The organism is Microbulbifer thermotolerans (assembly GCF_900112305.1).
GTDB classification, from domain to species: Bacteria; Pseudomonadota; Gammaproteobacteria; order Pseudomonadales; family Cellvibrionaceae; genus Microbulbifer; species Microbulbifer thermotolerans.
On the sequence record NZ_FOKT01000010.1, the window covers coordinates 17,479 to 40,730 of the forward strand.

30 protein-coding genes are annotated in these 23,252 nt (G+C 57.0%); 24 read left to right on the forward strand and 6 right to left on the reverse strand.

Going from position 1 to position 23,252, the window contains the following annotated elements:
• The 20 genes from rpsQ (at position 1) to BM155_RS15185 (ending at position 10,401) form a co-directional block, all read left to right on the forward strand.
• Positions 1-264, forward strand: coding sequence for a 30S ribosomal protein S17 (gene rpsQ / locus BM155_RS15090; protein WP_067151029.1), 264 nt, complete (start codon positions 1-3; stop codon positions 262-264).
• Positions 265-310: 46 nt separating this feature from the next.
• Complete coding sequence (gene rplN, locus BM155_RS15095) at positions 311-679, forward strand: 50S ribosomal protein L14 (RefSeq protein WP_067151032.1); 369 nt, start codon at positions 311-313, stop codon at positions 677-679.
• A gap of 23 nt (positions 680-702) precedes the next feature.
• Positions 703-1,014, forward strand: a complete 312-nt coding sequence (rplX, locus tag BM155_RS15100) for a 50S ribosomal protein L24 (RefSeq protein ID WP_067151035.1) — start codon at positions 703-705, stop codon at positions 1,012-1,014.
• Positions 1,015-1,045: 31 nt separating this feature from the next.
• A complete protein-coding gene (gene rplE / locus BM155_RS15105; protein ID WP_067151038.1) occupies positions 1,046-1,585 on the forward strand; it encodes a 50S ribosomal protein L5 in 540 nt (179 codons plus the stop codon).
• A gap of 9 nt (positions 1,586-1,594) precedes the next feature.
• Positions 1,595-1,900, forward strand: coding sequence for a 30S ribosomal protein S14 (gene rpsN / locus BM155_RS15110; RefSeq protein ID WP_067151041.1), 306 nt, complete (start codon positions 1,595-1,597; stop codon positions 1,898-1,900).
• Between the two features lie 23 nt (positions 1,901-1,923).
• Positions 1,924-2,316, forward strand: a complete 393-nt coding sequence (gene rpsH, locus BM155_RS15115) for a 30S ribosomal protein S8 (protein WP_067151044.1) — start codon at positions 1,924-1,926, stop codon at positions 2,314-2,316.
• Positions 2,317-2,328: 12 nt separating this feature from the next.
• The gene (rplF, locus tag BM155_RS15120; protein WP_067151046.1) at positions 2,329-2,862 is read left to right on the forward strand and encodes a 50S ribosomal protein L6; all 534 of its coding nucleotides are present in this window, start codon (positions 2,329-2,331) and stop codon (positions 2,860-2,862) included.
• Between the two features lie 13 nt (positions 2,863-2,875).
• Positions 2,876-3,226, forward strand: coding sequence for a 50S ribosomal protein L18 (gene rplR, locus BM155_RS15125; RefSeq protein ID WP_067151049.1), 351 nt, complete (start codon positions 2,876-2,878; stop codon positions 3,224-3,226).
• 10 nt (positions 3,227-3,236) lie between these two features.
• Entirely contained in the window at positions 3,237-3,743 is a 507-nt protein-coding gene (gene rpsE, locus BM155_RS15130) for a 30S ribosomal protein S5 (protein ID WP_067151052.1), read from the forward strand.
• A 38-nt stretch (positions 3,744-3,781) separates the two neighbouring features.
• Positions 3,782-3,967, forward strand: coding sequence for a 50S ribosomal protein L30 (gene rpmD, locus BM155_RS15135; RefSeq protein ID WP_067151055.1), 186 nt, complete (start codon positions 3,782-3,784; stop codon positions 3,965-3,967).
• 1 nt (position 3,968) lies between these two features.
• Positions 3,969-4,403: a 50S ribosomal protein L15 gene (gene rplO, locus BM155_RS15140; RefSeq protein WP_067151058.1), complete on the forward strand. Its 435-nt coding sequence runs from the start codon at positions 3,969-3,971 to the stop codon at positions 4,401-4,403.
• A gap of 11 nt (positions 4,404-4,414) precedes the next feature.
• Positions 4,415-5,761, forward strand: a complete 1,347-nt coding sequence (secY, locus tag BM155_RS15145; protein WP_067151062.1) for a preprotein translocase subunit SecY — start codon at positions 4,415-4,417, stop codon at positions 5,759-5,761.
• Between the two features lie 42 nt (positions 5,762-5,803).
• Positions 5,804-5,920 (forward strand): 50S ribosomal protein L36, encoded by a 117-nt coding sequence (gene rpmJ, locus BM155_RS15150; protein WP_010133825.1) that lies wholly within the window; start codon positions 5,804-5,806, stop codon positions 5,918-5,920.
• A 407-nt stretch (positions 5,921-6,327) separates the two neighbouring features.
• Entirely contained in the window at positions 6,328-6,684 is a 357-nt protein-coding gene (rpsM, locus tag BM155_RS15155) for a 30S ribosomal protein S13 (protein ID WP_067151065.1), read from the forward strand.
• A gap of 71 nt (positions 6,685-6,755) precedes the next feature.
• Entirely contained in the window at positions 6,756-7,145 is a 390-nt protein-coding gene (rpsK, locus tag BM155_RS15160; protein ID WP_067151067.1) for a 30S ribosomal protein S11, read from the forward strand.
• A gap of 14 nt (positions 7,146-7,159) precedes the next feature.
• Positions 7,160-7,780 (forward strand): 30S ribosomal protein S4, encoded by a 621-nt coding sequence (gene rpsD, locus BM155_RS15165; protein ID WP_067151070.1) that lies wholly within the window; start codon positions 7,160-7,162, stop codon positions 7,778-7,780.
• Between the two features lie 40 nt (positions 7,781-7,820).
• The gene (locus BM155_RS15170; RefSeq protein WP_067151073.1) at positions 7,821-8,825 is read left to right on the forward strand and encodes a DNA-directed RNA polymerase subunit alpha; all 1,005 of its coding nucleotides are present in this window, start codon (positions 7,821-7,823) and stop codon (positions 8,823-8,825) included.
• Positions 8,826-8,922: 97 nt separating this feature from the next.
• Positions 8,923-9,318 carry a 50S ribosomal protein L17 gene (gene rplQ, locus BM155_RS15175; RefSeq protein WP_067151076.1) on the forward strand — a complete coding sequence of 132 codons (396 nt, stop codon included), beginning with the start codon at positions 8,923-8,925 and terminating at the stop codon, positions 9,316-9,318.
• 74 nt (positions 9,319-9,392) lie between these two features.
• Positions 9,393-9,653, forward strand: coding sequence for a YeaC family protein (locus BM155_RS15180; protein ID WP_067151079.1), 261 nt, complete (start codon positions 9,393-9,395; stop codon positions 9,651-9,653).
• A 118-nt stretch (positions 9,654-9,771) separates the two neighbouring features.
• A complete protein-coding gene (locus BM155_RS15185; protein WP_074904013.1) occupies positions 9,772-10,401 on the forward strand; it encodes a hypothetical protein in 630 nt (209 codons plus the stop codon).
• Between the two features lie 91 nt (positions 10,402-10,492).
• Here BM155_RS15185 and BM155_RS15190 read toward each other — a convergent pair whose 3' ends face one another.
• From BM155_RS15190 to uvrA, 5 genes are all read right to left on the reverse strand, one after another.
• On the reverse strand, positions 10,493-11,947 hold the full coding sequence (locus BM155_RS15190; protein WP_074904016.1) for a pectin acetylesterase-family hydrolase: 1,455 nt from the start codon (positions 11,945-11,947) through the stop codon (positions 10,493-10,495).
• Between the two features lie 273 nt (positions 11,948-12,220).
• Positions 12,221-13,174, reverse strand: a complete 954-nt coding sequence (locus BM155_RS15195) for a 5-oxoprolinase subunit C family protein (RefSeq protein WP_074904018.1) — start codon at positions 13,172-13,174, stop codon at positions 12,221-12,223.
• Positions 13,171-13,899, reverse strand: coding sequence for a 5-oxoprolinase subunit PxpB (gene pxpB / locus BM155_RS15200; RefSeq protein WP_074904020.1), 729 nt, complete (start codon positions 13,897-13,899; stop codon positions 13,171-13,173). Before pxpB ends, BM155_RS15195 begins: the two co-directional genes overlap by 4 nt.
• Positions 13,896-14,648, reverse strand: a complete 753-nt coding sequence (locus BM155_RS15205) for a LamB/YcsF family protein (protein WP_074904023.1) — start codon at positions 14,646-14,648, stop codon at positions 13,896-13,898. The genes pxpB and BM155_RS15205 overlap by 4 nt, the downstream gene beginning before the upstream one ends.
• A gap of 40 nt (positions 14,649-14,688) precedes the next feature.
• Positions 14,689-17,514, reverse strand: a complete 2,826-nt coding sequence (gene uvrA / locus BM155_RS15210; protein WP_074904026.1) for an excinuclease ABC subunit UvrA — start codon at positions 17,512-17,514, stop codon at positions 14,689-14,691.
• 151 nt (positions 17,515-17,665) lie between these two features.
• Between uvrA and BM155_RS15215 the strand changes: the two genes are divergently transcribed.
• The 4 genes from BM155_RS15215 (at position 17,666) to BM155_RS15230 (ending at position 21,897) form a co-directional block, all read left to right on the forward strand.
• Positions 17,666-19,072, forward strand: coding sequence for a mannose-1-phosphate guanylyltransferase/mannose-6-phosphate isomerase (locus BM155_RS15215; RefSeq protein WP_067151100.1), 1,407 nt, complete (start codon positions 17,666-17,668; stop codon positions 19,070-19,072).
• Positions 19,073-19,210: 138 nt separating this feature from the next.
• Entirely contained in the window at positions 19,211-20,380 is a 1,170-nt protein-coding gene (locus BM155_RS15220) for an MFS transporter (RefSeq protein WP_067151103.1), read from the forward strand.
• A gap of 104 nt (positions 20,381-20,484) precedes the next feature.
• Positions 20,485-21,027: a single-stranded DNA-binding protein gene (ssb, locus tag BM155_RS15225; RefSeq protein WP_067151105.1), complete on the forward strand. Its 543-nt coding sequence runs from the start codon at positions 20,485-20,487 to the stop codon at positions 21,025-21,027.
• 15 nt (positions 21,028-21,042) lie between these two features.
• Complete coding sequence (locus BM155_RS15230; protein ID WP_067151108.1) at positions 21,043-21,897, forward strand: sugar nucleotide-binding protein; 855 nt, start codon at positions 21,043-21,045, stop codon at positions 21,895-21,897.
• Between the two features lie 76 nt (positions 21,898-21,973).
• On the opposite strand, the gene fabB is transcribed toward BM155_RS15230, so the two are convergent.
• Positions 21,974-23,200, reverse strand: a complete 1,227-nt coding sequence (gene fabB / locus BM155_RS15235; RefSeq protein ID WP_074904029.1) for a beta-ketoacyl-ACP synthase I — start codon at positions 23,198-23,200, stop codon at positions 21,974-21,976.
• Between the last annotated feature and the right edge of the window lie 52 nt (positions 23,201-23,252).

The window sequence follows — 23,252 nt, forward strand, 5'->3', positions numbered from 1 at the left end:
ATGGCAGAAGCAAAATTAAAGCGTACTCTGACCGGTAAGGTTGTGAGTGACAAGATGGATAAAACCATCACCGTTTTGATCGAGCGCCGTGTTAAGCACCCGATCTACGGCAAAATTGTGAGCAAGTCCACAAAGCTCAAGGCGCACGACGAGAACAATGAGTGCAACATCGGTGATGTTGTAACCATCGAAGAGTCCCGTCCGCTGTCCAAGACCAAGTCCTGGGCCTTGCAGAAGATTGTAGAGCGTGCGGCGAAGGTTTAACCCCTAGCGCATTGACTGCCGAATTTTAAAGTTTCGGAGAGAGACAATGATTCAAGCGGAATCCTACTTAGAAGTAGCAGACAACAGTGGGGCTCGCCGCGTCATGTGCATCAAGGTGCTGGGCGGCTCCCATCGTCGTTATGCAGGCGTGGGTGATATCATCAAGGTTACCGTAAAGGAAGCCATTCCCCGCGGTAAAGTGAAGAAAGGTCAGGTAATGAACGCTGTTGTGGTTCGCACCAAAAAAGGGGTGCGTCGCGCAGATGGCTCACTGATCAAGTTTGACGACAATGCAGCGGTGCTGCTGAACCAGCAACTTGCTCCGGTCGGCACCCGTATTTTTGGCCCGGTAACTCGCGAGCTGCGCGGTGAGAAGTTCATGAAGATCATCTCGCTGGCACCAGAAGTTATCTAAGCCCAAAGCGGAGAGACAGAGTTATGCGCAAGATCAAGCGTGACGACGAAGTGATCGTTATCGCCGGTCGCGACAAAGGCAAGCGCGGTACCGTACGCAAAGTACTGCGGGATGGCCGTCTGATTGTTGCTGGCGTGCAGATGATCAAAAAACATCAGAAGCCCAATCCCCAGCTGGGTATTGCCGGAGGTATAGTGGAAAAGGAAGCACCGATTGATGCTTCCAACGTGGCTATCTTCAATCCCAATACCCAAAAAGCTGATCGGGTAGGCTTTAAAGTACTGGAAGACGGCTCTAAGATTCGCGTCTTCAAATCCAGCGGTGAAGCCATCTAAGGCTTTAGGCGCAGAAGCAGGTTAGTAGATCATGGCAAAGCTTAAAGAGCTCTACACGAAAGAACTCGCGCCCAAGCTGAAAGAAGAGCTGGGGCTCGACAATGTGATGGCAGTGCCGCGCATCACCAAGATCACCATCAATATGGGTGTTGGTGAAGCTGTTGGTGATAAGAAAGTGCTGGAGCACGCCGTCAATGATATGACGGCTATTGCCGGCCAGAAGCCCATTATCACCAAGGCGCGCAAATCTATCGCGGGCTTTAAAATCCGCGACGGTTGGCCGATCGGCTGTAAGGTAACTCTGCGCGGAGAGCGCATGTATGAGTTCCTGGAGCGCCTGATTGATATCGCCATTCCGCGTATCCGCGACTTCCGGGGAATCAGCCCGAAGCAGTTTGACGGTCGCGGTAATTTTTCCATGGGCGTTAGCGAACAAATCATCTTCCCGGAAATTGACTACGACAAAGTGGACAAACTCCGTGGACTGGATATTTGTATTACCACGACAGCGGCTAATGACGACCACGGTCGCGCGCTGCTGAAAGCATTTAATTTCCCCTTCAAGGGTTAAGAGGATTCCATGGCGAAGAAATCCATGATTGCGCGCGAAGTGAAGCGCGCTCGAACCGCAGCTAAGTTCGCGCAAAAGCGCGCAGAGCTGAAGGCGATCATCGCCAGTGCCACTGCTTCCGATGAGGAAAAGTGGGAGGCTCAACTCAAGCTGCAGAAACTGCCGCGCGATGCAAGCCCGGTGCGCCAGCAACGCCGCTGCCGCATTACTGGTCGCCCCCACGCTGTTTACCGCAAGTTCGGCCTGTGCCGTAACAAGCTGCGCGAAGCGGCTATGCGTGGTGATGTTCCCGGCCTGGTCAAATCCAGCTGGTAAAAAGGCTTGAGGAGTCGTAACAAATGAGTATGCAAGACCCGTTGGCAGATATGCTGACCCGCATCCGCAATGCCCTGGCTCGCGGAAAGGCGGACGTCACTCTGCCTTCATCGAAGTTGAAAGTTGCCGTGGCCAAGGTCCTGAAGGATGAAGGCTACATCACTGACTACGCCGTAAGCGAAGGCGCAAAGGCAGAACTGACCATTACCCTGAAATATTTCCAGGGCAAACCGGTTATTGCCGAGCTCGACCGTGTTTCCCGCCCGGGCCTGCGCGCTTACTCTGGCAAGAAATCTCTGCCGACCGTACGCGGTGGCCTTGGCATCGCGATTGTCTCCACCTCCAAAGGTGTAATGACAGATCGTGCCGCTCGTCAGGCCGGCGTCGGTGGCGAAGTGCTTTGCACTGTATTCTAAGCGGGGGTTGATATGTCTCGAGTAGCAAATAATCCGGTTGTTATCCCCGCTGGTGTGACCGTCAATCTGTCGGGTCAGGATATCGCTGTAAAAGGCGGTAATGGAAACCTGAGCATGCAGATTCACCAGGACGTAGAAGTGAATCAAGCTGACAATCAGCTGACTTTCGCTGCGCGCAGCGGCTCTAAGCAGGCCAAAGCGCTGGCGGGTACCACTCGTGCTCTGGTCAACAATATGGTTGTCGGTGTCAGCCAAGGGTTTGAGAAGAAGCTGCAGCTGATCGGCGTCGGTTACCGTGCAAAGGCGTCTGGTAAAACCCTGAATCTTGTTCTCGGTTTTTCCCACCCGATCGACTATCAGTTGCCTGAAGGTGTGACCGCTGAAACTCCGAGCCAGACTGAAATAGTACTCAAGAGCAGCAACAAACAGTTGCTGGGGCAAGTGGCTGCAGAGATCCGCGCTTTCCGTCCGCCGGAGCCTTACAAAGGTAAGGGTGTCCGCTATGCTGACGAGCGCGTGTATCGCAAAGAGGCCAAGAAGAAGTAAGTAGGGCATAGATATGAACGTTAAGAAAGCATCTCGCTTGCGTCGTGCACGTCGTGCCCGCGCTAAAATCCGCGAGCTGGGCGCCGTTCGCCTGACCGTGAACCGCACCCCGCGCCACATTTATGCACAGATCCTGTCTGCTGAAGGCAACAAGGTACTGGCCACCGCCTCTACCCTCGACAAGGAGCTGCGCGCAGGTAAAACCGGCAACGTTGAAGCTGCGACCGCGGTTGGCAAGCTGATTGCCGAGCGTGCCAAGGCTGTCGGTGTAGAAAAGGTCGCCTTCGATCGCAGTGGCTTTAAATACCACGGTCGCGTCAAGGCTCTGGCTGATGCGGCCCGCGAAGCCGGTTTGAAATTCTAAGGGTTGAGTTATGGCTAGAGAGAAAGACAAAAGCAACGACGAAGGCCTGCAGGAAAAGCTGGTCCAGGTCAATCGTGTTGCCAAGACTGTTAAGGGTGGTCGGATCTTTGCCTTCACCGCACTGACCGTGGTTGGTGATGGTAATGGACGGGTCGGTTTCGGCCGCGGAAAGGCTCGTGAGGTTCCGGTTGCTATTCAGAAGGCAATGGAAGCTGCGCGCCGCAATATGATCCAAGTGGAATTGAATGGTGACACTATTCAATACGCCACCAATGGTCGCCACGGCGGTTCCAAGGTATACATGCAGCCGGCCTCTCAGGGTACCGGTGTTATCGCCGGCGGTGCCATGCGCTCCGTTTTAGAAATGGCCGGTGTTCACAACGTGTTGGCCAAGTGCTACGGCTCTACCAACCCGGTGAACGTGGTTCGCGCAACTTTCAGTGCTCTGGCGCAGATGCAGAGCCCGGAAGATGTTGCTGCCAAGCGCGGAAAATCAGTCGAAGAGATCCTGGGCTAATAGCGGCTCAGACCATAGGTTATTAGTGGGTTGAGACCATGGCTAAGAAGACCATTAAAGTCACCCAGACCAAGAGTGTGCACGGACGCCTGAAAAACCATCAGGCGTGTGTCGCAGGTCTGGGACTGCGCCGCATCGGTCACACTGTGGAGGTGGAAGACACCCCCGCTGTGCGCGGCATGATTAACAAAGTAAGTTATATGGTTAAGGTTGAGGAGGCATAAGATGCGTCTAAATGAACTGTCTCCTGCAGAAGGCCACAAACAGAGTGCCAAGCGCGTTGGCCGCGGAATTGGCAGCGGTCTGGGTAAAACCGGCGGCCGTGGCCACAAGGGTCAAAAGTCGCGCTCCGGCGGAAAAGTGCGTCCGGGCTTTGAAGGCGGTCAAATGCCGTTGCAGAAGCGCCTGCCGAAGTATGGTTTCACCGCGCGGGTTTCCCGTTACACTGCGGAAGTCCGCCTAGCGGAGCTCGCCAAGGTGGATGCGGATGTAATCGATTTGGCAGCACTGAAGAATGCCGATATTATCGGCCACCATATCAAACGCGCCAAAGTGTTCCTTTCCGGCGAGCTGACCAAGGCAGTTACTGTCAAGGGTCTGAGCGTCACCAAAGGTGCAAAAGCGGCCATCGAAGCCGCTGGCGGTAAAGTAGAAGACTAATCGAGGCCCCAATGGCAAGACCAGGATCCGGTGTAAATCCCCTGGGCAACAGCAAGGGATTGGGCGAGCTTTGGGCTCGCCTTCGTTTTCTGTTCCTCGCGATACTCGTTTATCGTGTTGGTACACATATTCCGGTCCCCGGTATTGACCCGGAAAAGCTGTCGAATTTGTTTAATCAGAACCAGGGCACTATTCTGGGTCTGTTTAACATGTTCTCCGGTGGTGCATTGGAACGGATGAGTATACTGGCACTGGGTATCATGCCGTATATCTCTGCCTCCATTATCATGCAGCTGATGACCGCGGTGACGCCTTCTCTGGAAGCACTGAAAAAAGAGGGGGACGCGGGAAGACGCAAAATCAACCAATACACTCGCTATCTGACAGTGGTGTTGGCTCTGATTCAGGGGATCGGTATGACGTTTGGTCTTGCCGGTCAAAACCTGGCGTATTCTGCGGAACCGGCATTTGGCTTCTATTTTGTCGCAGTGACATCGCTGGTCACCGGCGCCGTCTTTATGATGTGGCTTGGTGAGCAGATTACCGAGCGCGGCGTCGGCAACGGTATTTCCATGTTGATCTTTGCCGGTATCGTTGCCGGACTGCCGAGTGCGATTGGTCAGGCCTTCGAGCAGGCCCGTCAAGGCGAGTTGCACATCCTGTTGTTGTTGGCCATCGGTTTTGTTGCTGTGGCGGTAGTGTACTTTGTCGTGGTGATGGAGCGCGGTCAGCGCCGTATTACGATCAACCACGCCCGCCGCCAAGCCGGTCGTTACTCTGCCGCACCAGCTGCTCAGTCCAGCCACCTGCCGCTTAAGGTGAATATGGCCGGCGTGATTCCGGTTATCTTTGCCAGCAGTATTCTGTTATTCCCGGCGACCCTGGCACAGTGGTTCGGGCAAGGGGGTGAAGGTCTCGGTGCCGAGATCCTCCAATGGATGGCGTTGCAGCTCGGGCCTGGGCAGCCGCTGAACATTATTCTGTTCGCGCTGTTGATTGGCTTCTTCTGTTTCTTCTACACGGCGTTGATGTTTAACCCGAGTGAAGTGGCAGATAACCTGAAGAAATCCGGTGCCTATGTACCCGGTATTCGCCCCGGTGAGCAAACGGCACGCTATATCGATAGCGTTCTGACTCGCCTTACTTTGGTGGGTGCCGTATATATCGCGCTGGTTTCCCTGCTGCCGCAGTTTTTGGTGGTGGGTCTGAATGTTCCCTTCTACTTGGGGGGTACATCACTGCTGATCGTTGTCGTCGTAGTGATGGACTTTATGGCACAGGTTCAGTCGCACCTGCTGTCGCACCAATACGAAGGATTGATGAAGAAAGCAAATCTGCAGAGTTACGGTCGTCGCTGATCGCGTCATCCGTCCGCAGCTTTATTGGATTGAGGTAAGGTCATGAAAGTACGTGCGTCTGTTAAAAAGATCTGCCGTAACTGCAAAATTGTACGTCGCAAGGGTGTTCTGCGCGTTATCTGCAGCGCTGAGCCGCGTCATAAGCAGCGTCAAGGCTAATCGTGGGCGGGCTTTCCCGCTCGCTTCTTTATAGGGCTGTGCTGCGTTCTTTACTGTGGGTGCAGTCCAGATGGTATGTTACAGGTGTTCACCAAGATGGCATGCCGGCAGTAAAATAGGCCGATATCGCGGTTTCGCGGTATCGGCAAACCTCCCTTTTTAAGGGCGGGTTGGGGCAGGGTAAATATGAACTCTGCCCCTATCAGGGGGCGTTGACTGTCGTCTGTATCCTCTTCGGGGATCCCGAAGAGGGTGCGGGCTATTGCAATTTGGTGTCTGAAAAGCTATTCTTGCGCGCCTTTTTGGGGTGGCGCAGCCGGTTTTTTAGTCGCTGTCAGCGCCGAATCTAAAGCTGAGTCACGCACTTATTCACAGTAAGTGGCTCCCAATACGTGGAGTATGCCTCTATGGCACGTATTGCTGGTGTCAATGTACCAGACCACAAGCATGCCGTGATTTCCCTAACCCATATTTACGGGGTTGGTCGTACCACGGCGAAGTCTATTTTGGCAGCGGTAGGTATCGCTGAATCCACCAAAATCCGCGATCTGTCTGAAGAGCAGCTCGAGTCTATCCGCGGTGAAGTCGCAAAGCTTACCGTTGAAGGTGACCTGCGACGCGAAGTGTCCATGAACATCAAGCGTTTGATGGACCTGGGTTGTTACCGTGGCCTGCGCCACCGTCGGAACCTGCCGGTCCGCGGCCAGCGCTCCAAGACTAATGCCCGTACCCGCAAGGGGCCGCGCAAGCCGATTCGCAAGTAAGCGCGATATCGCGGTTTAACACGCCTCCTTTTTGAGTAGAGGCGACTTGATACAGGATTTAGGATACTGGTATGGCTAAGCCAAAAACTACTGTTCGCAAAAAGGTCAAAAAGACCGTTGTCGACGGTGTTGCCCACATCCACGCATCGTTCAACAACACGATCGTGACAATCACTGATCGCCAGGGTAACACTTTGAGCTGGGCCACTGCAGGTGGCTCCGGTTTCCGCGGCTCTCGTAAGAGCACCCCGTTTGCAGCCCAGGTTGCCGCCGAGCGCGCAGGTACTGCGGCTCAGGAATACGGCCTGAAAAACCTCGACGTCGAAGTGAAGGGCCCTGGCCCCGGCCGCGAATCCGCTGTTCGCGCGCTGAACAACTGCGGCTTCAAGATCACCAATATCACCGACGTGACGCCGATCCCGCACAATGGTTGTCGTCCGCCCAAGAAGCGTCGCGTGTAAGAGGGGGCTGACAAATGGCACGTTATATTGGACCGAAATGTAAGCTTTCCCGCCGGGAAGGTACCGACCTGCAGCTGAAAAGCGGCGTTCGCCCGCATGACTCCAAATGTCGTGCGGAATCCAAACCGGGTCAGCATGGCGCCGGCCGTGGCCGCCTGTCTGATTACGGTGTGCAGCTGCGTGAAAAGCAAAAAGTGCGCCGTATTTATGGTGTATTGGAAAAGCAGTTCCGCAACTACTATAAGGAAGCGGCCCGTTTGAAAGGTGCAACTGGTGAGAACCTGCTGCAGCTGCTGGAAAAGCGCCTTGACAACGTCGTTTACCGCATGGGCTTTGGTTCCACTCGGGCCGAAGCGCGTCAGCTGGTTTCCCACAAGGCGATTCTGGTGAATGGCCGTACAGTGAATATCCCCTCCTACCAAGTACAGGCGGGCGATGTCATCTCTGTACGCGAAAAAGCTAAGAAACAGCTGCGCATCCAGAATTCCGTTTCTCTCGCCGCCCAACGTGGTGACGTCGAGTGGGTGGACGTTAACGCGAGCAAGCTGGAAGGCACTTTCAAGCGCGTTCCGGATCGTGTTGATCTGCCGGCAGAAATTAACGAAAACCTTATTGTGGAACTTTACTCCAAGTAATCCTCCACTTTAAGGAAAGCAACTGTAAACAGGTATGGCTATGCAGACTGCTGTCAACGAGTTTTTGACACCGCGTCGTATTGACGTCACCGAGTACTCTCCTAACCATGCAAAGGTGGTTTTGGAGCCCCTGGAGCGTGGCTTCGGCCACACTCTAGGTAACGCACTGCGTCGCATCCTGCTGTCCTCCATGCCGGGCTGCGCTGTCACCGAAGTAGAAATTGACGGTGTCGAGCACGAGTACAGCGCGATTGAAGGGGTGCAGGAGGATGTGATTGAAATCCTGCTCAACCTGAAAGAAATCGCCGTTGTCATGCACGGTAAGGATCAGGCGGTGCTGAGCCTGAGCAAAAAGGGCCCGGGTGCGGTGACTGCCGGAGATATCCAGGTTGATCACGATATCGAAATCGTAAACCCCGAGCACGTGATCGCCAATATCACTGGTGATGTGGAACTCAGCTTGCGTCTCACGGTGGCTCGCGGCCGTGGCTATCAGCCCGCCGATGCCCGCCGGGATGATGAGGAAGAGACTCGTGCAATCGGTCGTCTGCAGCTGGATGCCTCCTACAGCCCCGTTCGCCGCGTTGCCTACAGCGTGGAGTCGGCCCGTGTCGAGCAGCGTACCGACCTGGACAAACTCGTACTGGATCTTGAGACCAATGGTACTTTGGATCCGGAAGAGGCTATCCGACGCGCCGCTACCATTCTCCAGCAGCAGTTGGCGGTGTTTGTGGATCTCGAGGGCGAGAAGGAAGCGCAACCCAAGTCCGAGGAGCCAGAGGTGGATCCGGTGCTGTTGCGCCCGGTTGACGACCTCGAACTGACCGTGCGTTCGGCCAACTGTCTGAAGGCAGAGAACATCTACTATATCGGTGATCTGATTCAGCGCACTGAAGTAGAACTGCTCAAGACGCCGAACCTGGGCAAGAAGTCCCTGACAGAGATCAAGGACGTTCTCGCCTCCCGCGGTTTGTCCCTCGGTATGCGTCTGGAGAACTGGCCGCCGGCCAGCCTCAAGGGTGACAGTAAGCTGAGCCCCCTGTAAGCAGAGTTAATAATCAACCCGAGCGGTGCCACGGCTACGCGACACCGCTCCAGCACGACTTGCTGTGACAGCAACAAAGGTCGTAAGGAATTGAGTCATGCGTCATCGCTATAGTGGCCGTAAATTCAGCCGTACCAGCGCTCACCGCAAGGCCATGTTCAAGAACATGACCGCTTCACTGGTGGAGCACGAACTGATCAAAACCACACTGCCAAAAGCCAAGGAGCTGCGCCGCGTTGCGGAGCCGCTGATCACACTGGCGAAGAAAGACAGTGTTGCGAACCGCCGTTTGGCTTTCGCACGTATCCGCGATAAGGATGCCGTGCGCAAGCTGTTCGAAGAGCTGGGTCCTCGTTATGAGTCCCGTCCGGGCGGCTATATCCGCATTCTCAAATGCGGTTTCCGCGCGGGGGACAAAGCGCCGATGGCCTACGTCGAGCTGGTGGATCGCCCTCAGGTAGAGGAAGACGCTGCAGAAGCTGCTGAGGGTTAATTCCCTCAGGTGGTTTCGCGCCAAGGAGGCCGGTCTGTGACCGGCCTTTTTTGTATGTCAGTGAGGTACCGCTTATGTCCTTTGAAGAGTTGCTCAACAATCTCAATCCGGAGATTATCGGCAGTCTCAAGCGCGCTATAGAGCTGGGCAAGTGGCCCAATGGCGTTGTGTTGACCGAGGAGCAGCGCAAGCTGTGTGTGGAGGCCGTTGTGACATGGGAACGGGGCAACCTGCCGCCTGAGGCCCAGGTTGGTTACGTCCCTCCTAAGGATTCCCCATGCGGTGACAAGGATGAAGCACAGACATTACAGTGGATTTCGGTGACTTCGGATTAGTAACAGAGTGTCGTAGCGTCCCCGAGGCGTTGGTTTTTCCCCTCCAAGTAAAAGATTGGTTGCCTGCTTGAGCCCACGGAGTACACTGTTCGCGCCATACTGAAGCGGGAACAAGACAATGCATAAGAAAGTCCGGCTGTATGTAGGTTTCGTCTTTATCTTATTGTTGATCGCTGTTGCCTGGCGATACTTTTCTTTTTCTCAGATTTTTTCCTCTGTTGTAGTCGCTGAGTCGAATGGTGCGGCCCCCCGTGACAACATTCGGTCCGAATTCGCGGCGCCCGAGCGGGATGCGCTACTGAGGCTTTTGTCTGATCCTCGGATTCAAACCTATTTTCAGCGTCAAGAAGATAAGTTGAGATTATCGGCGTATTTTCTCTCTGAAGAGGGAAGTCCCACTGATGAGGAGGCTTGGCGGCTGATTGAGTCGATAGAGCAGGACGGGCGGATTCTTGCCTACGAGGCCATGGCGTTGAAACTAGCTTGGCTCGAGCGTAACAGCAAGAACAAGACAGAGTTTGATGCCGCGGCCGAGGCAATGGTGAAGGAGTATCGGCAGAAAGCAATGCAAAGCGCGGAAGAATACGATCCCTATAAGGACGTACCGGGTTTTGCCGAGTATAAGGAGGCGGAGCGGCGCATAGTGCAGGAGGTGCAACAAATGACCTCATTTCCGAATGGTATGAGTCGGCACGAATATTTGCGCCATAGGCTGCAGGAGGCGCGGGAGGAAGCCTATGGTCGTTGAATTGTGTGTCAAAATCTATGGCAGTGGTATTCGAGCTCCATCAATGACTCAGAAAAAAAGCGCGGCAAATGCCGCGCTTTTTGTTTACGGCTTATAAGAGACCGTCTACCAAGTCGTAGAACCAACTGTGATTGTTTTCAAAATCCGATACTTTATCGGTTTCATAGGCGCGTATCATGGCGCCGCCCTGATAGTTGACAATGTTATTGAGAAAATCACGCAGAACTAGACCGTGCTCGGCAATCTCACCATACTCGAGATCGAGGATGGTAGTGCAGTGACTTTCGTTAAAATCCCTAAACATCGGGAAGTAGTAGCCCCAGTTGCTTGTTTGATCCAAAAGTGGAATCAGGTTGTTGTGAGTGTCCCACTGCCACTTTTCCCTTAATTTATTCAGGCGGGATTCCCCATTTGGATCGCTGTAAATATCTTCGTGGAAGCGTTCGTAAGAATAGGATGAAAAGTTACCATCGGCGAGAAAATGTGTGATTCCCAGCCGATCTTCGGGGAACTTGTCTGACAGAGCCTTATAGAGTGAGGCCAGTTCGTTACTGTTAAAACCGGGTGTAATACTGCTGAGAAAATTAATCGGATTTGTTTCTCTGGGATCACCTCCGGCGGTGTAGGTAGTCCAGGACCGCAATACTTCCTTGTGCAGGGGTACGGAGGGGTAGGACGCAATATCATCACTGTTTAACGGTGCGTGGAACAACGGGCCTGAATCATCGATCAGGTAGCCGTAGGTCGCATCCATATCTGCGCGCAACTTAGAATAGTTGAGCAAAGCGCCAATACTGCCCGCGCTGCAGCCTGCCGCCAATACTTGCTCAGGTTTTTGCAAATTGTTTTTTACCCAGGAAACGACTGCCTGCACATTGCGAAGACCGTTATGGTGCCATATGAGATCTGGGTTTTGGCCTGTGGGATCTTGGTAAATTTCCGTCTTGTCTCCCACATAGATGTCACCGGTGCAATAGGGAACATACACTAGGTTCCACTCTCCGGTTTTGAACTGATTGTAGGGGTGGTGAGTGTAGATCAGGGGGGAGACTGCCGCAGTGGCCAGGTTGGCGGTATTCTGAAAATCCAGCAGATTGATGTTTTGCACATAGTTGTCTGGGATTCCATTGGGATTGCGTGCGCCGCGAATACCCGCTTGCCCTGAGCAACTTTCATAGTCCCAGCAGGCGCCGCCGCCCTCAAAGTAAAAAATGGTATTGCTGGTATCCGGGACCCGGTAGACAAAAAATTTATAGGGCGAGCCGTTGCCGCACATTGCGCCGGTGCTGATTGGAACATCGACTTTTTGCCAGTTGTCATAGTCGCCCGGGTCGAAGCCGTCGTCGAAATCCGGGTCGTGCAGGCTCAACGGATACATGCCCTGTGCTTGCTCCGGTGTCACTGGGGCATTGGCTTTAGGTGGGTTAAACAGATTGCCCAGTGTGGTCCAAAAACCATAATCCCCGGGTTCGGCCAGGGCATGTGCGGACAGAATCAGTGAGCTGGCGGCCAGTGCCAGCGACGACGGACGGAGAATTTTTATCATTATTGATCCCCTTCGGTTGGTTGACATTATTTTTCTGGACTTTGTCCAATTGATAATGCTGCGTCGTACCACTGGGACAATAAAAATCACCCTCGACTAATTCAATCGTGGACGCGGTCCAAACTCTTTTTTGGGTGAAACGCACAGAGGGTAGTGAAGCGGCTGCGGCGGGTCCAGCAATTTTCGCGCAGGAACCATTTGGTCATCGTAGACTTAGCAGTCCGCTGTTTGCTGGGTGAACTGTGTCACAAAAGTTGTTTGACGCGCGGTGAATTAATCCGAAGCGCTATGACATGAGTATTCGGCAGTCAACTGGTTGAGCAACGCGGATTTGCCCGCGAGAATCTCGTGCGCCCGGGCCAGGGAAACCTTTTCAAAGCTGATCCGGTCATTGGCTTTAAGTTGGCCGAGCAGATGTTGGTCGGCACTGATGACATGGGCGATACGCGGATAGCCACCTATGGTCTGACCTTCGACAAAGGCAATAATCGGGTCGCCATCTGGCGGAACCTGTATTGTACCCGGGCACAGCCCGGAGGAGATTATTTGGGTCCTGGCTGCGCAGTGCAGGGGTTCTCCGGTCAGGCGAATACCCATGCGATTGCTTTGCGGGGTGACCCTGAAAGCCTGCGTGTAAAAGCGTTCCAAGGTCTCTCCGGAGAACAGCGTTTCCTCAGCGCCGGCGACGACGCGCAGCCGGGGATGGCCGGTGTATCTGAGCCGGTGTTCTTCCCGCAGCTGACGGTCGGCGACAGTGCGGGTTTCTTCAAAACGGATCAAATCTCCCTTTTTCAGGGGCTGTCCTCCGCAGCCGCCGAAGCCCGACTGGAGGTGTGTGGAGAAACTGTCGAATATCCGTGTCAGTGCCATCTGGCCGGCAAAAGCGATATAGGCCCGGGTACCGCTGAGGAGTTGTCCGAAGTTGAGGACACTGCCGCGCCGGGCTTGGATCACCTGATCGTTTTCGACGCTCTCACCGTCGAGGGTTAGTGTGAAGCGGGCACCGGTAACCACCAGGGATATATCGCATTGAAACTCGAGACGGGGGCCGATCAGGGTGACTTCCAACACCGGGTTGTGTGGCGGATTGCCCAGCAGCAGATTGCCCAGGCGAGCCGCCAATGGATCCGCGGCGCCGCCCTGAGAAACCCCGTAGCGCATCATGCCTGTGCGGCCGAGGTCCTGCACACTGGTTTGCAGCCCCGCATCGATAAACCGAATACTCACGCCGCAGGCTCCTGTGGCCGGGTTGAAAAAGTGTCTGGGTCGAAGCGCTCGAACGCTTCGCTGTCGATGGGGTAGAACTCAATTCTGTCGAGTGGTTCGGCAACGAAAGGCCGGTTGTGTCCGGGGCGGAAAAGCGCAACTGGGGTGCGGCCGATAATTTGCCACCCTCCCGGAGTGGCCTGGGGATAAATCCCGGTCTGGCTACCGCCGATGCCGACAGAACCAGCGGGCACACGAAGCTCCGGTGTGGCCTTACGCGGACAGTGCAACAGCGGATCCAGTCCTCCCAGATACAGGAATCCCGGCGTAAAACCCAGCATATGCACCAGGTATCGCGGCGCTGTGTGCCGCGCGATTATCTGCTCTGCGGACAGCCCGGTGTGCGCGCTGACCGCTTGCATATCCGGTGCAAACTCAGGCGCGTAGCAGACGGGGATACGTATCAGGCGTGACTGATCCGACTTTGATGCCGACACTTCGGGATGACGGTTGGCTAAGATTTCAAGCCGCGCCGAAAGTTGTGGACTGTCGCATAACAGGGGATCGTAGCACACGGTCAGGCACTGGTAAGCGGGGATCAGCTCCCGGACACCCTGCCATTGCTGTGCCTCTATTGCTTGTGCGAGAGCTGTGATGTGCCTGCTGAGCGCTTCACTTGGTTCCGCGTCAAAGCGGATGTCCAGAGCGCTGTCGCCATTGGTGACAATGGAAAAAGCGGCCTTCACTGGCGCACCTCTATTCCCCGTGAGCGCAAAAATTGCAACAGCGCCAGCGCTATTTCGGGCGCCTTGGGGTGATCACCGTGCAGACAGATACTGTCTACCGGAAACTGCAGCGGTGCCTGCCGGTAGGATTCAAAGGGCAACCCCCGGGCCAGGCGCAGAGCCTGCTCCAGGCATTGATCCAGGTCTGCAATCACGGCGTTTTCCAGGTGCCGCGGCGCCAATCTGCGTTTGTCCAGGTAGCGGCGGTCGAGAAACCCCTCGCGAATAAAGGGATGCCCGTGTCTGAGCGCGGCAGCTTCCATTTCTGCGTTGGCAAGTCCCATGATTTTCAATGCGGGAAATTCGCGCGCGATAAAATCCGTCAAGTGCTCGGACAGCTCGGCATCGGTCTCCACGTCATTGTAGAGGGCACCGTGCAGCTTGATATGGTCCAGTACAACGCCCACCTCTGCAGCGACATTGAGTAGCCGGTTAACCTGTTCGCCGATGGATTCGAGCAGCTCATCCACTTCCATGGCCAGGGATACGCGGCCGAAGCGCGCCGGGTCTGGATATCCGGGGTGGGCACCAGCGGTGACACCGTGCTTGCGCGCGTTGTCGAGGGACTGACGCATAGTGAGCAGGTTGCCGGCGTGCGCGCCGCAGGCGATATTGCAGCGGGAGATATACGGCATTATCCGTGCGTCCCGATCGCAATCAGCACTGGACGTGCCTTCGCCCAAGTCACTGTTGATATCGATTCTTTCCATAAGCCTGTACCCGAAGGCGGACTGAAAGCTGCGCTCGCCGTCAGACGAGCATTTGCTTCAGGAAGCGCCCCGTGTGGGAGTTCTTATTTTCCGCGACGTCTTCCGGTGAGCCTGTGGCGATAATCTGCCCACCGCCGGAACCACCCTCCGGGCCCAGATCCACTATCCAGTCAGCCGTCTTGATCACGTCCAAATTGTGTTCGATCACCACAATGGTGTTGCCGTGGTCGCGCAACCGGTGCAGAACGTCCAGCAGTAACTGGATATCTGCGAAATGCAGGCCGGTGGTAGGCTCATCGAGAATATAGAGTGTTTTGCCAGTATCGCGCTTTGACAGTTCGCGGGAGAGTTTTACTCGCTGCGCCTCACCGCCGGACAAAGTGGTGGCGGCTTGTCCCAGCTTGATGTAGGACAGGCCGACATCAATCAGCGTTTGCAGCTTTTTGGCGATGGCCGGCACAGGGTCAAAAAACTCCCGCGCATCCTCCACGGTCATCTCCAGCACTTCGTGAATATTTTTACCCTTGTAGTGCACTTCCAGGGTTTCACGGTTGTAGCGCTTGCCCTTGCAAGTATCACAGGGGACGTAAATATCCGGCAGAAAGTGCATTTCTACCTTGATGACACCGTCGCCCTGGCAGGCCTCGCAGCGGCCGCCCTTAACGTTGAAACTAAAGCGGCCGGGTTTATAGCCGCGGGAGCGGGCTTCCTGGGTGCCGGCGAAGAGCTCGCGGATTGGAGTGAAAATACCGGTGTAGGTGGCCGGATTGGAGCGGGGCGTGCGTCCGATGGGACTTTGGTCGATGTCGACGCATTTGTCGAAGTGCTCCAGTCCGGACACGGCCTTGTAGGGGGCCGCCTTAAGACTCGTGGCCTTGTTCAGGGCAGTGGCCGCGAGTGGATAGAGGGTGTTGTTGATCAGCGTCGACTTGCCGGAACCGGAGACGCCAGTGACGCAGGTGAAGAGCCCCACGGGAATTTCCAGATCGACATTTTTCAGGTTATTGCCACTGGCGCCCTCAATGCGCAACATATATTCCGGATCCGCCACGTAGCGCTCTTCGGGCACGGCAATTTTCTTTTTGCCGGAGAGATACTGGCCGGTAAGGGAGTGCGCACAGGCGGTCACCTCCTCGTGTGTGCCGGCCACTACTACTTCACCGCCGTGTACCCCTGCTCCCGGGCCGATATCGACGATAAAGTCCGCGCTGCGAATGGCGTCTTCGTCGTGCTCGACCACAATCACCGTATTGCCGATATCCCGCAGGTGCGTCAGGGTTTTTAGCAATCGCTCATTGTCGCGCTGGTGCAGGCCGATTGAGGGCTCGTCGAGAATGTACATCACGCCGACCAGTCCGGCGCCGATCTGGCTCGCCAGGCGGATACGCTGGGCCTCGCCGCCGGAGAGGGTTTCGGCGCTGCGGTTCAGGGTCAGATAATTCAGCCCCACATCCACCAGAAAACGGAAGCGGTCGCGCAGCTCTTTTAGTATTTTTTCTGCAATTTCTTTTTGCGCGCCTTCGAATTTCAGTTGGTGGGAAAAATAATCATAGGCGTCGCCCACCGGCATTTCGGTGATCTGAGCCAGTGTACGGTTGTCGATAAAGACGTGGCGGGCCTCGCGGCGCAGGCGCGCCCCTCCGCAGTCGGGGCATTTTTGGGTGCTCAGATACTTGGCCAGTTCCTCGCGCACGGATTGGGATTCGGTATCGCGATAACGGCGCTGGAAGTTGGGAATAATGCCCTCGAAGGCGTGGCGGCGCACGGTGACATCACCGCGGTCGTTCACATAGCTGAAATCAATCTGGGTGGAGCCGCTGCCGTAAAGGATGACCTCGCGGTGCGCCTTGCGCAGCTTCTTCCAGGGTTTGTCCAGATCGAAACCGTAGTGCTCGGCCAGGGAGCTGAGCATGTGGTAGTAGTAGACATTGCGCCTGTCCCAGCCGCGGATAGCACCCTCGGAAATACTGCTGCTCGGGTCCAGAATGACTTTTTCTTCGTCGAAGAACTGCTTTACCCCCAAACCATCGCAGGCGGGGCAGGCACCGGCGGGATTGTTGAAAGAAAAAAGGCGCGGCTCCAGCTCGTCGAGGGAGTAGTCGCACACAGGGCAGGCGTGGCGGGCGGAGAACAGCCGCTCTTCCTGGGCGCCCTCCATAAAAGCGATGGAGGCGATGCCTCCGGTCAGGGCGAGTGCCGTTTCGAAGGATTCCGCCAGGCGCAATTGCAGGTCGGCGCGCACTTTGAAGCGGTCTACCACAACCTCGATTGTGTGTTTCCTGCGCTTGTCCAGTTTCGGTGTGTCATCCAAGTCGCAGACCAGGCCGTCGATGCGGGCGCGTACGAAGCCGTCGCGGCGCAGCTGTTCGAAGACGTGCAGGTGTTCGCCCTTGCGGTCGCGCACCACCGGCGCCAGCAGCATCAGCTTGGTGCCTTCCGGCAGCGCCAGCACCTGATCCACCATCTGGCTTACTGTCTGCGCCTGCAGCGGTTCATCGTGGTCCGGGCAGCGCGGCTCGCCGACGCGGGCGAACAGCAAACGCAGATAGTCGTAGATTTCTGTGATGGTGCCGACAGTGGAACGGGGGTTGTGGGAGGTGGATTTCTGCTCGATAGAGATCGCCGGGGACAGGCCCTCGACTGTGTCCACATCCGGCTTTTCCATCATCGATAAAAATTGCCGCGCGTAGGTGGAAAGGGATTCCACATAGCGCCGCTGCCCTTCTGCGTAGAGCGTGTCGAATGCCAGCGAGGACTTGCCGGAGCCAGATAGCCCGGTGATCACAATCAACTTATCGCGGGGAATATCCAGGTCAATATTTTTGAGGTTGTGGGTGCGCGCACCCCTTACATAAATCGTGTCCACACTCTACCTGCCTGTCTGTTTGCGACCTGGGGCGAAAACCCGGGGCTTCGCGCCTGGTTTCTGCGGCGCGGGAAAACAGCCAAGTATAATCCTGCTACTAAGTGTGCCAAAATTCCCCGCTCCGAAAAGACCAGCAAAAGATTGACAACGCATGATCCCCGTCATTCTCTGCGGCGGCACAGGCTCGCGGCTTTGGCCTCTGTCCCGGGAAGCCTACCCAAAACAGTTTTTATCTCTGACCGGCAGCGACACCATGTTACAGGCCACGGCTCTGCGTCTCGATGGTATCGAAGAGGTGCAGGCCCCCATAGTGGTGTGTAACGAGGAGCACCGTTTTGCCGCCGCTGAACAGCTGCAAGAAATTGGCCACAAGGCGCAGGCAATACTGCTCGAGCCCTGTGCCCGGAATACAGCGCCAGCAATCGCTCTGGCTGCGCTCGCGGCATTGGAGACCGGGGCAGATCCTCTGCTGTTGGTATTGCCGGCGGATCATATGGTGGCTGATGTGGCCGCCTTCCAGAGGGCCGTGGCCGAAGCGTCTGCGCTGGCGGAGGCGGGCCACCTGGTGACTTTTGGGATAGTGCCCACTCGTGCGGAGACGGGTTACGGTTACATCCGCCGGGGCGAAGCTGTCGGCGAAGGGGGCTGGAAGGTAGCGGAGTTTGTAGAGAAGCCGGATGCAGCCACCGCCGAGCGCTACCTGGCCGACGGCGGTTACGCCTGGAACAGCGGTATCTTCCTTTTCCGGGCCGCACGCTATATCGAAGAGCTGGGCCAGCACCAGCCGGAAATACTCGATGCCTGCCGCGCCGCCTTTGCCGGAGCGGCGCGGGATTTGGACTTTACCCGGGTGGATGCGGAAGCTTTTTCTTCCTGCCCCGAGGATTCGGTGGACTACGCAGTGATGGAAAAGACCGAATCCGCGGCGGTGGTGCCGATGGATGCCGGATGGAGCGACGTGGGCTCCTGGTCTGCGCTCTGGGAACTGTCGGAACGGGACGATGACGATAATCTGTTGCACGGCGACGCGCTGGCGGAGGACAGCAGCGGCTGTCTGGTGCGCGCCGACAGCCGGCTGGTGGGATTACTCGGCGTGCGCGACCTGGTTGTGGTGGACACTGACGATGCCCTGCTGATCGCCGATAAGCAGCGGGTGCAGGAGGTAAAGAGGCTGGTGCAGCGTTTGAACGCCGCATCGCGCAGTGAGACCCGGCGACACCGCAAGGTCTACCGTCCCTGGGGTTACTATGACTCCATCGATGCGGGGCCGCGCTTTCAGGTCAAGCGCATCGTGGTAAAACCCGGACGGCAACTGTCCCTGCAAATGCATCACCACCGCGCCGAGCACTGGATAGTGGTGCGCGGTACAGCGAAGGTGACGCGAGGCGATGAAGAGCTATTAGTCACCGAGAATCAATCCACATACATCCCCCTGGGGGTGGTACACCGATTGGAGAATCCCGGCACCATCCCGCTGGAGTTGATCGAGGTGCAGTCCGGCAGTTATTTGGGAGAGGATGATATCGTCCGCTTCGATGACAGCTATGGCCGCGTGTAGGAGGGCTCTTTCCTCGGCGCGGAAGCGGGGCCCACAGCTTGCTGAGGTTTGTCAATACTCCGCCAGTGGTGGGTCTTCGGTCGCGCTGCCTAACGCTGTTACAATGCGCGCCTTGTTTACAGCTGTACCGGAAATCCGATGAACGCCTCCGAACGCCGCGCCCTCGCCGGTCTCGCTTCCCTCTATGTCTTCCGTATGCTCGGTCTGTTTATGGTGCTGCCGGTGATGACGGTTTACGGGGCCGATTACCGCGGCAGCACGCCGGCGTTGTTGGGGATGGCCCTTGGTGTTTACGGTCTCAGTCAGGCACTGCTGCAAATTCCGCTGGGCATGCTGTCGGACCGCTGGGGGCGCAAACCGGTGATGTACGCAGGCCTCGCTCTGTTCGCTTGCGGCAGTCTGGTCGCGGCTTTGACCGACTCTGTATACGGGCTTATCGCCGGCCGTATGCTGCAGGGCGCCGGGGCCATAGCCGCGGCCACTATGGCGTTGGTGGCGGATCTGACCCGCGATGAAAATCGGGGTATCGCCATGGCGGTAATCGGCGCGGCTATCGGGGTGGCTTTTATGCTCGCCGCGGTGCTGGGGCCGCTCCTCGCCGGTGCGGGCGGGCTGTCGGCCATCTTTTGGGTGACTATGGCGCTGGCACTTGTGGGCATGTTGCTATTGTGGCGCCTGGTGCCCACTCCGGAGTCTCCGCGGCGGCCAGCGGTTGTTCGCGGCGGGCTGGGTGCGGTTCTGGGCAATGGCTCTGTCTGGCGCCTGGCTAGTGGAGCCTTCTTCCTTCACTTGCTGTTGACGGCGCTCTTCGTGCCGCTGCCGCTGGTGCTGGTAGAAACTCTGGGGCTGCCGGCTGGCTCGCACTGGAAAATATATGGCCCGATTATGCTGGGAGCCTTTGTCGTTATGTTGCCGCTGATGCGCTTGGCGGAGCGCAGGGGGCGAGTGCGTGAGGCCATGCTGGCGGCTCTGTTTGCACTGGGTGCCGGCGCGGGTGCGCTCCGGGTGGAGTCCGGTTTTCCACTGTTGGCTTTGCTGTCGGTTTTCTTTATCGCCTTCAATCTGCTGGAGGCATTGATGCCAGCGCAATTGACCCGGGAAGCGCCCGCGGAGGCCCGCGGCGCCGCATCCGGGCTCTATGCCACTGTGCAGTTCCTCGGTGTCTTCACCGGTGGGGTGTGCGGGGGTTGGTTGTTTAATTTCGGCGGCGCCGGAGCAGTAGTGGTGATGATTTTCACAGTCTTACTGTTGTGGGCGTTGCTATGGTGTTTATTGCTTTGGCGCGGCAGAACTGCTGGCACTTGCTAACCGGTTGCGCCTGTTGTGTGCCGCTGGATAAATATCCATAATTTGCAAAGTTTATTTTCGGAATCCGTACTGGACCGGTTCCACAGCTACGAGAGGAGAGGCCCATGGCCAGCAGGGGTATCAACAAAGTTATTCTGATCGGTAATCTGGGGTCAGACCCGGAAACCCGCTATATGCCCAGCGGCGGCGCCGTGACCAATGTCAGCTTGGCGACGTCAGAGTCCTGGAAAGACAAGCAGACCGGGCAGCCCCAGGAGCGCACAGAGTGGCATCGGGTGGTCTTTTTTAACCGCCTGGCCGAGATCGCCGGTGAGTATCTGCGCAAGGGCTCCAAAGTCTATGTAGAGGGGCGCCTGCAGACCCGCAAGTGGCAGGATCAGAACGGCCAGGACCGCTATACCACGGAAATTGTGGCCAACGAGATGCAGATGCTCGACAGCCGCGGTGAGCAGGGCGGTTTTAATCAGGGTATGGGCGGCGGCCAGGGCGGCTATCAGCAGCAGGGCGGAGGTCAGGCTGACCCCTATGCCCAAGGCCGATCAGCGCCCTCGCCGATGGCGCCTTCCACCAATCCGTCGGGACAGCAGCCGAACCAGGCGCCCTCTGGTGGTTTCGACAACAGTTTCGATGACGATATTCCCTTCTAAGGTCCCGTCAGTCCCGTGCAGGAGCATCACACCGGTTATCAGCCGGATTCCGTCGCGGTAATCGGCGTTGGCAGCGCCCTGGACGCCGCGCTGCAGAAACGCCTGCAGCGCGCCGGGTTTCGCGTGCAGCTGTTGGCCGCGGCAGAGTTGGGTGAGTTGCGTCCGGGATCCATTGTGATCAATGCCTCTGCTTGCGGGGGACGTCGGGGCATGTCCACCGCACTGGATGTGTGCGAGCAGCTCGCGCAGATAAATAGCGGCAATCTGATCCACCTGTCCTCTTGTCAAGTATTCAGGGGCGGCGAGCGCAAAGTTTACGATGAGGAGGCTCTGCCGCAGCCGGACTGCGAAGCCGGGTGCGAGTGGCTGGCCTGTGAAGCGGCGCTGGGCGGGTGCGAAAACCTGATCACATTGCGTTTCGGCTGGATGGTGGACCTCGATGAAGATGCCTTGCTGGGGCGTATCTTGCGGAGTCTGGTGGCGGGTCGGCCTGTGTCCCTGGACGATCAGAGTCGCGGCAGTCCGGTGACTGTGTCGGACATGGCCAGGGTCACGGTGGCTGTGGCGCAGCAGCTGGCCAGTGGCGCCCCCTCATCCGGCATCTACCACTACGGTTCCGCGGATAGTTGCACGGCCATGGAGTTTGCGCGGGAAGTGGTGGAGCGCGCCCAGTCTTTTTGTGACGAGGACCTATCTGCAGCGCTCAGCCCGTTGGAGGAAGGGGAAGCCCGCAGTGTAGTCCTGGCCTGCGGAAAATTGCGCGATGTGTTTGGAATACAGCAGCGCAGCTGGCGCCAGGGGCTGACCCGGCAGGTGGAGTTGTGGCTGGAGCGGCTGGGAAAAATGCGGCGCGACGAATTCGCGCTTTGAGGCTGTGCAGGTCCCTGGCCAGTCGCGCGGCATAGTAGGCGGGAAGGTGCGGAAGCTCTGTTCCGCACCCGGCGAATTACTCGACCTTGTCGAATATTAGGCAGGCGTTGGTACCGCCGAAGCCAAAGCTGTTGGACATGGCGCGACCGATCTCTTGTTCCCGCATCTGAGTCACCAAGTCCATACCTTCGGCGGCGGGATCCAGATTGTCCACGTTGGCCGAAGCGGCGATAAAGCCGTTCTGCATCATCAGCAGGCAGTAAATGGCCTCTTGCACACCGGCGGCGCCCAGAGAGTGGCCGGTCAGGGACTTGGTGGAGGCGAACGCTGGCACCTTGTCGCTGAAGACCTCGCGCATAGCCTTGAGTTCCGCCACGTCACCGACTGGTGTCGAGGTGCCGTGGGTATTGATGTAGTCCACCCCGCCTTCCAATCCTTTGCCGTCCATCCCGCCCAGTGCCTGCTGCATGCAGCGCACGGCGCCTTCCCCGCTGGGGGCCACCATGTCGTAGCCGTCGGAGGTGGCGCCGTAACCAACGAGCTCCGCGTAGATTTTGGCGCCGCGAGCCCTGGCGTGTTCCATTTCCTCCAGTACAAGGCAGCCGCCGCCACCGGCGATTACGAAGCCGTCCCGGTCCGCGTCGTAGGGGCGGGAGGCGCGGGTGGGCTCATCGTTGTATTTAGTGGAGAGGGCGCCCATGGCATCAAACAGATGAGTCAGGCTCCAGGCCAGTTCTTCGCCGCCACCAGCAAAGACGATATCCTGCTTGCCCATTTGGATCAGCTCAGCACCATTGCCGATACAGTGCGCGCTGGTGGCGCAGGCGGAGGAGATGCTGTAGTTGACGCCCTTGATTTTGAAAGGGGTGGCCAGGCAGGCCGATACAGTGCTGCCCATCACCTGAGGCACCCGGTAGGCGCCGACGCGGCGTACGCCCTTTTCCTTCAGAGTCTGCGCAGCGTCGATGATCTCGCGGGTGGCGGTGCCGCCGGAGCCCATTACTATGCCGGTGCGGGGATTGGAAATATCGCTTTCCTCCAGGCCGGACATGGCGACGGCTTCTTTCATCGCGATGTATGCGTAAGCGGCGGAGTCCCCCATAAAGCGCAGCACCTTGCGGTCGATATGCTCCTTGAAATCGATATCCACCGGGCAGGCGACCTGACTGCGCAGGCCCAGTTCGCGGTACTCCTCCATAAAGCGGATGCCGCTGCGTCCCGCTTTTAGGGAAGCGGTCACTTCCTCTGTATTGGTACCGATGCAGGAAGTGATGCCCATTCCGGTAATAGCAACCCGGCGCATAGTGATCTCCAGTAAGACTTTTCGACAGTGTACCTAGTTATTCTTGTCAGAA

Bases quoted from the DNA above. Each gene is read 5' to 3' on its own strand.
- rpsQ (WP_067151029.1), top strand. From the start codon at position 1: ATGGCAGAAGCAAAATTAAAGCGTACTCTGACCGGTAAGGTTGTGAGT.
- rplN (WP_067151032.1), top strand. From the start codon at position 311: ATGATTCAAGCGGAATCCTACTTAGAAGTAGCAGACAACAGTGGGGCT.
- rplX (WP_067151035.1), top strand. From the start codon at position 703: ATGCGCAAGATCAAGCGTGACGACGAAGTGATCGTTATCGCCGGTCGC.
- rplE (WP_067151038.1), top strand. From the start codon at position 1,046: ATGGCAAAGCTTAAAGAGCTCTACACGAAAGAACTCGCGCCCAAGCTG.
- rpsN (WP_067151041.1), top strand. From the start codon at position 1,595: ATGGCGAAGAAATCCATGATTGCGCGCGAAGTGAAGCGCGCTCGAACC.
- rpsH (WP_067151044.1), top strand. From the start codon at position 1,924: ATGAGTATGCAAGACCCGTTGGCAGATATGCTGACCCGCATCCGCAAT.
- rplF (WP_067151046.1), top strand. From the start codon at position 2,329: ATGTCTCGAGTAGCAAATAATCCGGTTGTTATCCCCGCTGGTGTGACC.
- rplR (WP_067151049.1), top strand. From the start codon at position 2,876: ATGAACGTTAAGAAAGCATCTCGCTTGCGTCGTGCACGTCGTGCCCGC.
- rpsE (WP_067151052.1), top strand. From the start codon at position 3,237: ATGGCTAGAGAGAAAGACAAAAGCAACGACGAAGGCCTGCAGGAAAAG.
- rpmD (WP_067151055.1), top strand. From the start codon at position 3,782: ATGGCTAAGAAGACCATTAAAGTCACCCAGACCAAGAGTGTGCACGGA.
- rplO (WP_067151058.1), top strand. From the start codon at position 3,969: ATGCGTCTAAATGAACTGTCTCCTGCAGAAGGCCACAAACAGAGTGCC.
- secY (WP_067151062.1), top strand. From the start codon at position 4,415: ATGGCAAGACCAGGATCCGGTGTAAATCCCCTGGGCAACAGCAAGGGA.
- rpmJ (WP_010133825.1), top strand. From the start codon at position 5,804: ATGAAAGTACGTGCGTCTGTTAAAAAGATCTGCCGTAACTGCAAAATT.
- rpsM (WP_067151065.1), top strand. From the start codon at position 6,328: ATGGCACGTATTGCTGGTGTCAATGTACCAGACCACAAGCATGCCGTG.
- rpsK (WP_067151067.1), top strand. From the start codon at position 6,756: ATGGCTAAGCCAAAAACTACTGTTCGCAAAAAGGTCAAAAAGACCGTT.
- rpsD (WP_067151070.1), top strand. From the start codon at position 7,160: ATGGCACGTTATATTGGACCGAAATGTAAGCTTTCCCGCCGGGAAGGT.
- BM155_RS15170 (WP_067151073.1), top strand. From the start codon at position 7,821: ATGCAGACTGCTGTCAACGAGTTTTTGACACCGCGTCGTATTGACGTC.
- rplQ (WP_067151076.1), top strand. From the start codon at position 8,923: ATGCGTCATCGCTATAGTGGCCGTAAATTCAGCCGTACCAGCGCTCAC.
- BM155_RS15180 (WP_067151079.1), top strand. From the start codon at position 9,393: ATGTCCTTTGAAGAGTTGCTCAACAATCTCAATCCGGAGATTATCGGC.
- BM155_RS15185 (WP_074904013.1), top strand. From the start codon at position 9,772: ATGCATAAGAAAGTCCGGCTGTATGTAGGTTTCGTCTTTATCTTATTG.
- BM155_RS15190 (WP_074904016.1), bottom strand. From the start codon at position 11,947: ATGATAAAAATTCTCCGTCCGTCGTCGCTGGCACTGGCCGCCAGCTCA.
- BM155_RS15205 (WP_074904023.1), bottom strand. From the start codon at position 14,648: ATGGAAAGAATCGATATCAACAGTGACTTGGGCGAAGGCACGTCCAGT.
- BM155_RS15215 (WP_067151100.1), top strand. From the start codon at position 17,666: ATGATCCCCGTCATTCTCTGCGGCGGCACAGGCTCGCGGCTTTGGCCT.
- BM155_RS15220 (WP_067151103.1), top strand. From the start codon at position 19,211: ATGAACGCCTCCGAACGCCGCGCCCTCGCCGGTCTCGCTTCCCTCTAT.
- ssb (WP_067151105.1), top strand. From the start codon at position 20,485: ATGGCCAGCAGGGGTATCAACAAAGTTATTCTGATCGGTAATCTGGGG.
- fabB (WP_074904029.1), bottom strand. From the start codon at position 23,200: ATGCGCCGGGTTGCTATTACCGGAATGGGCATCACTTCCTGCATCGGT.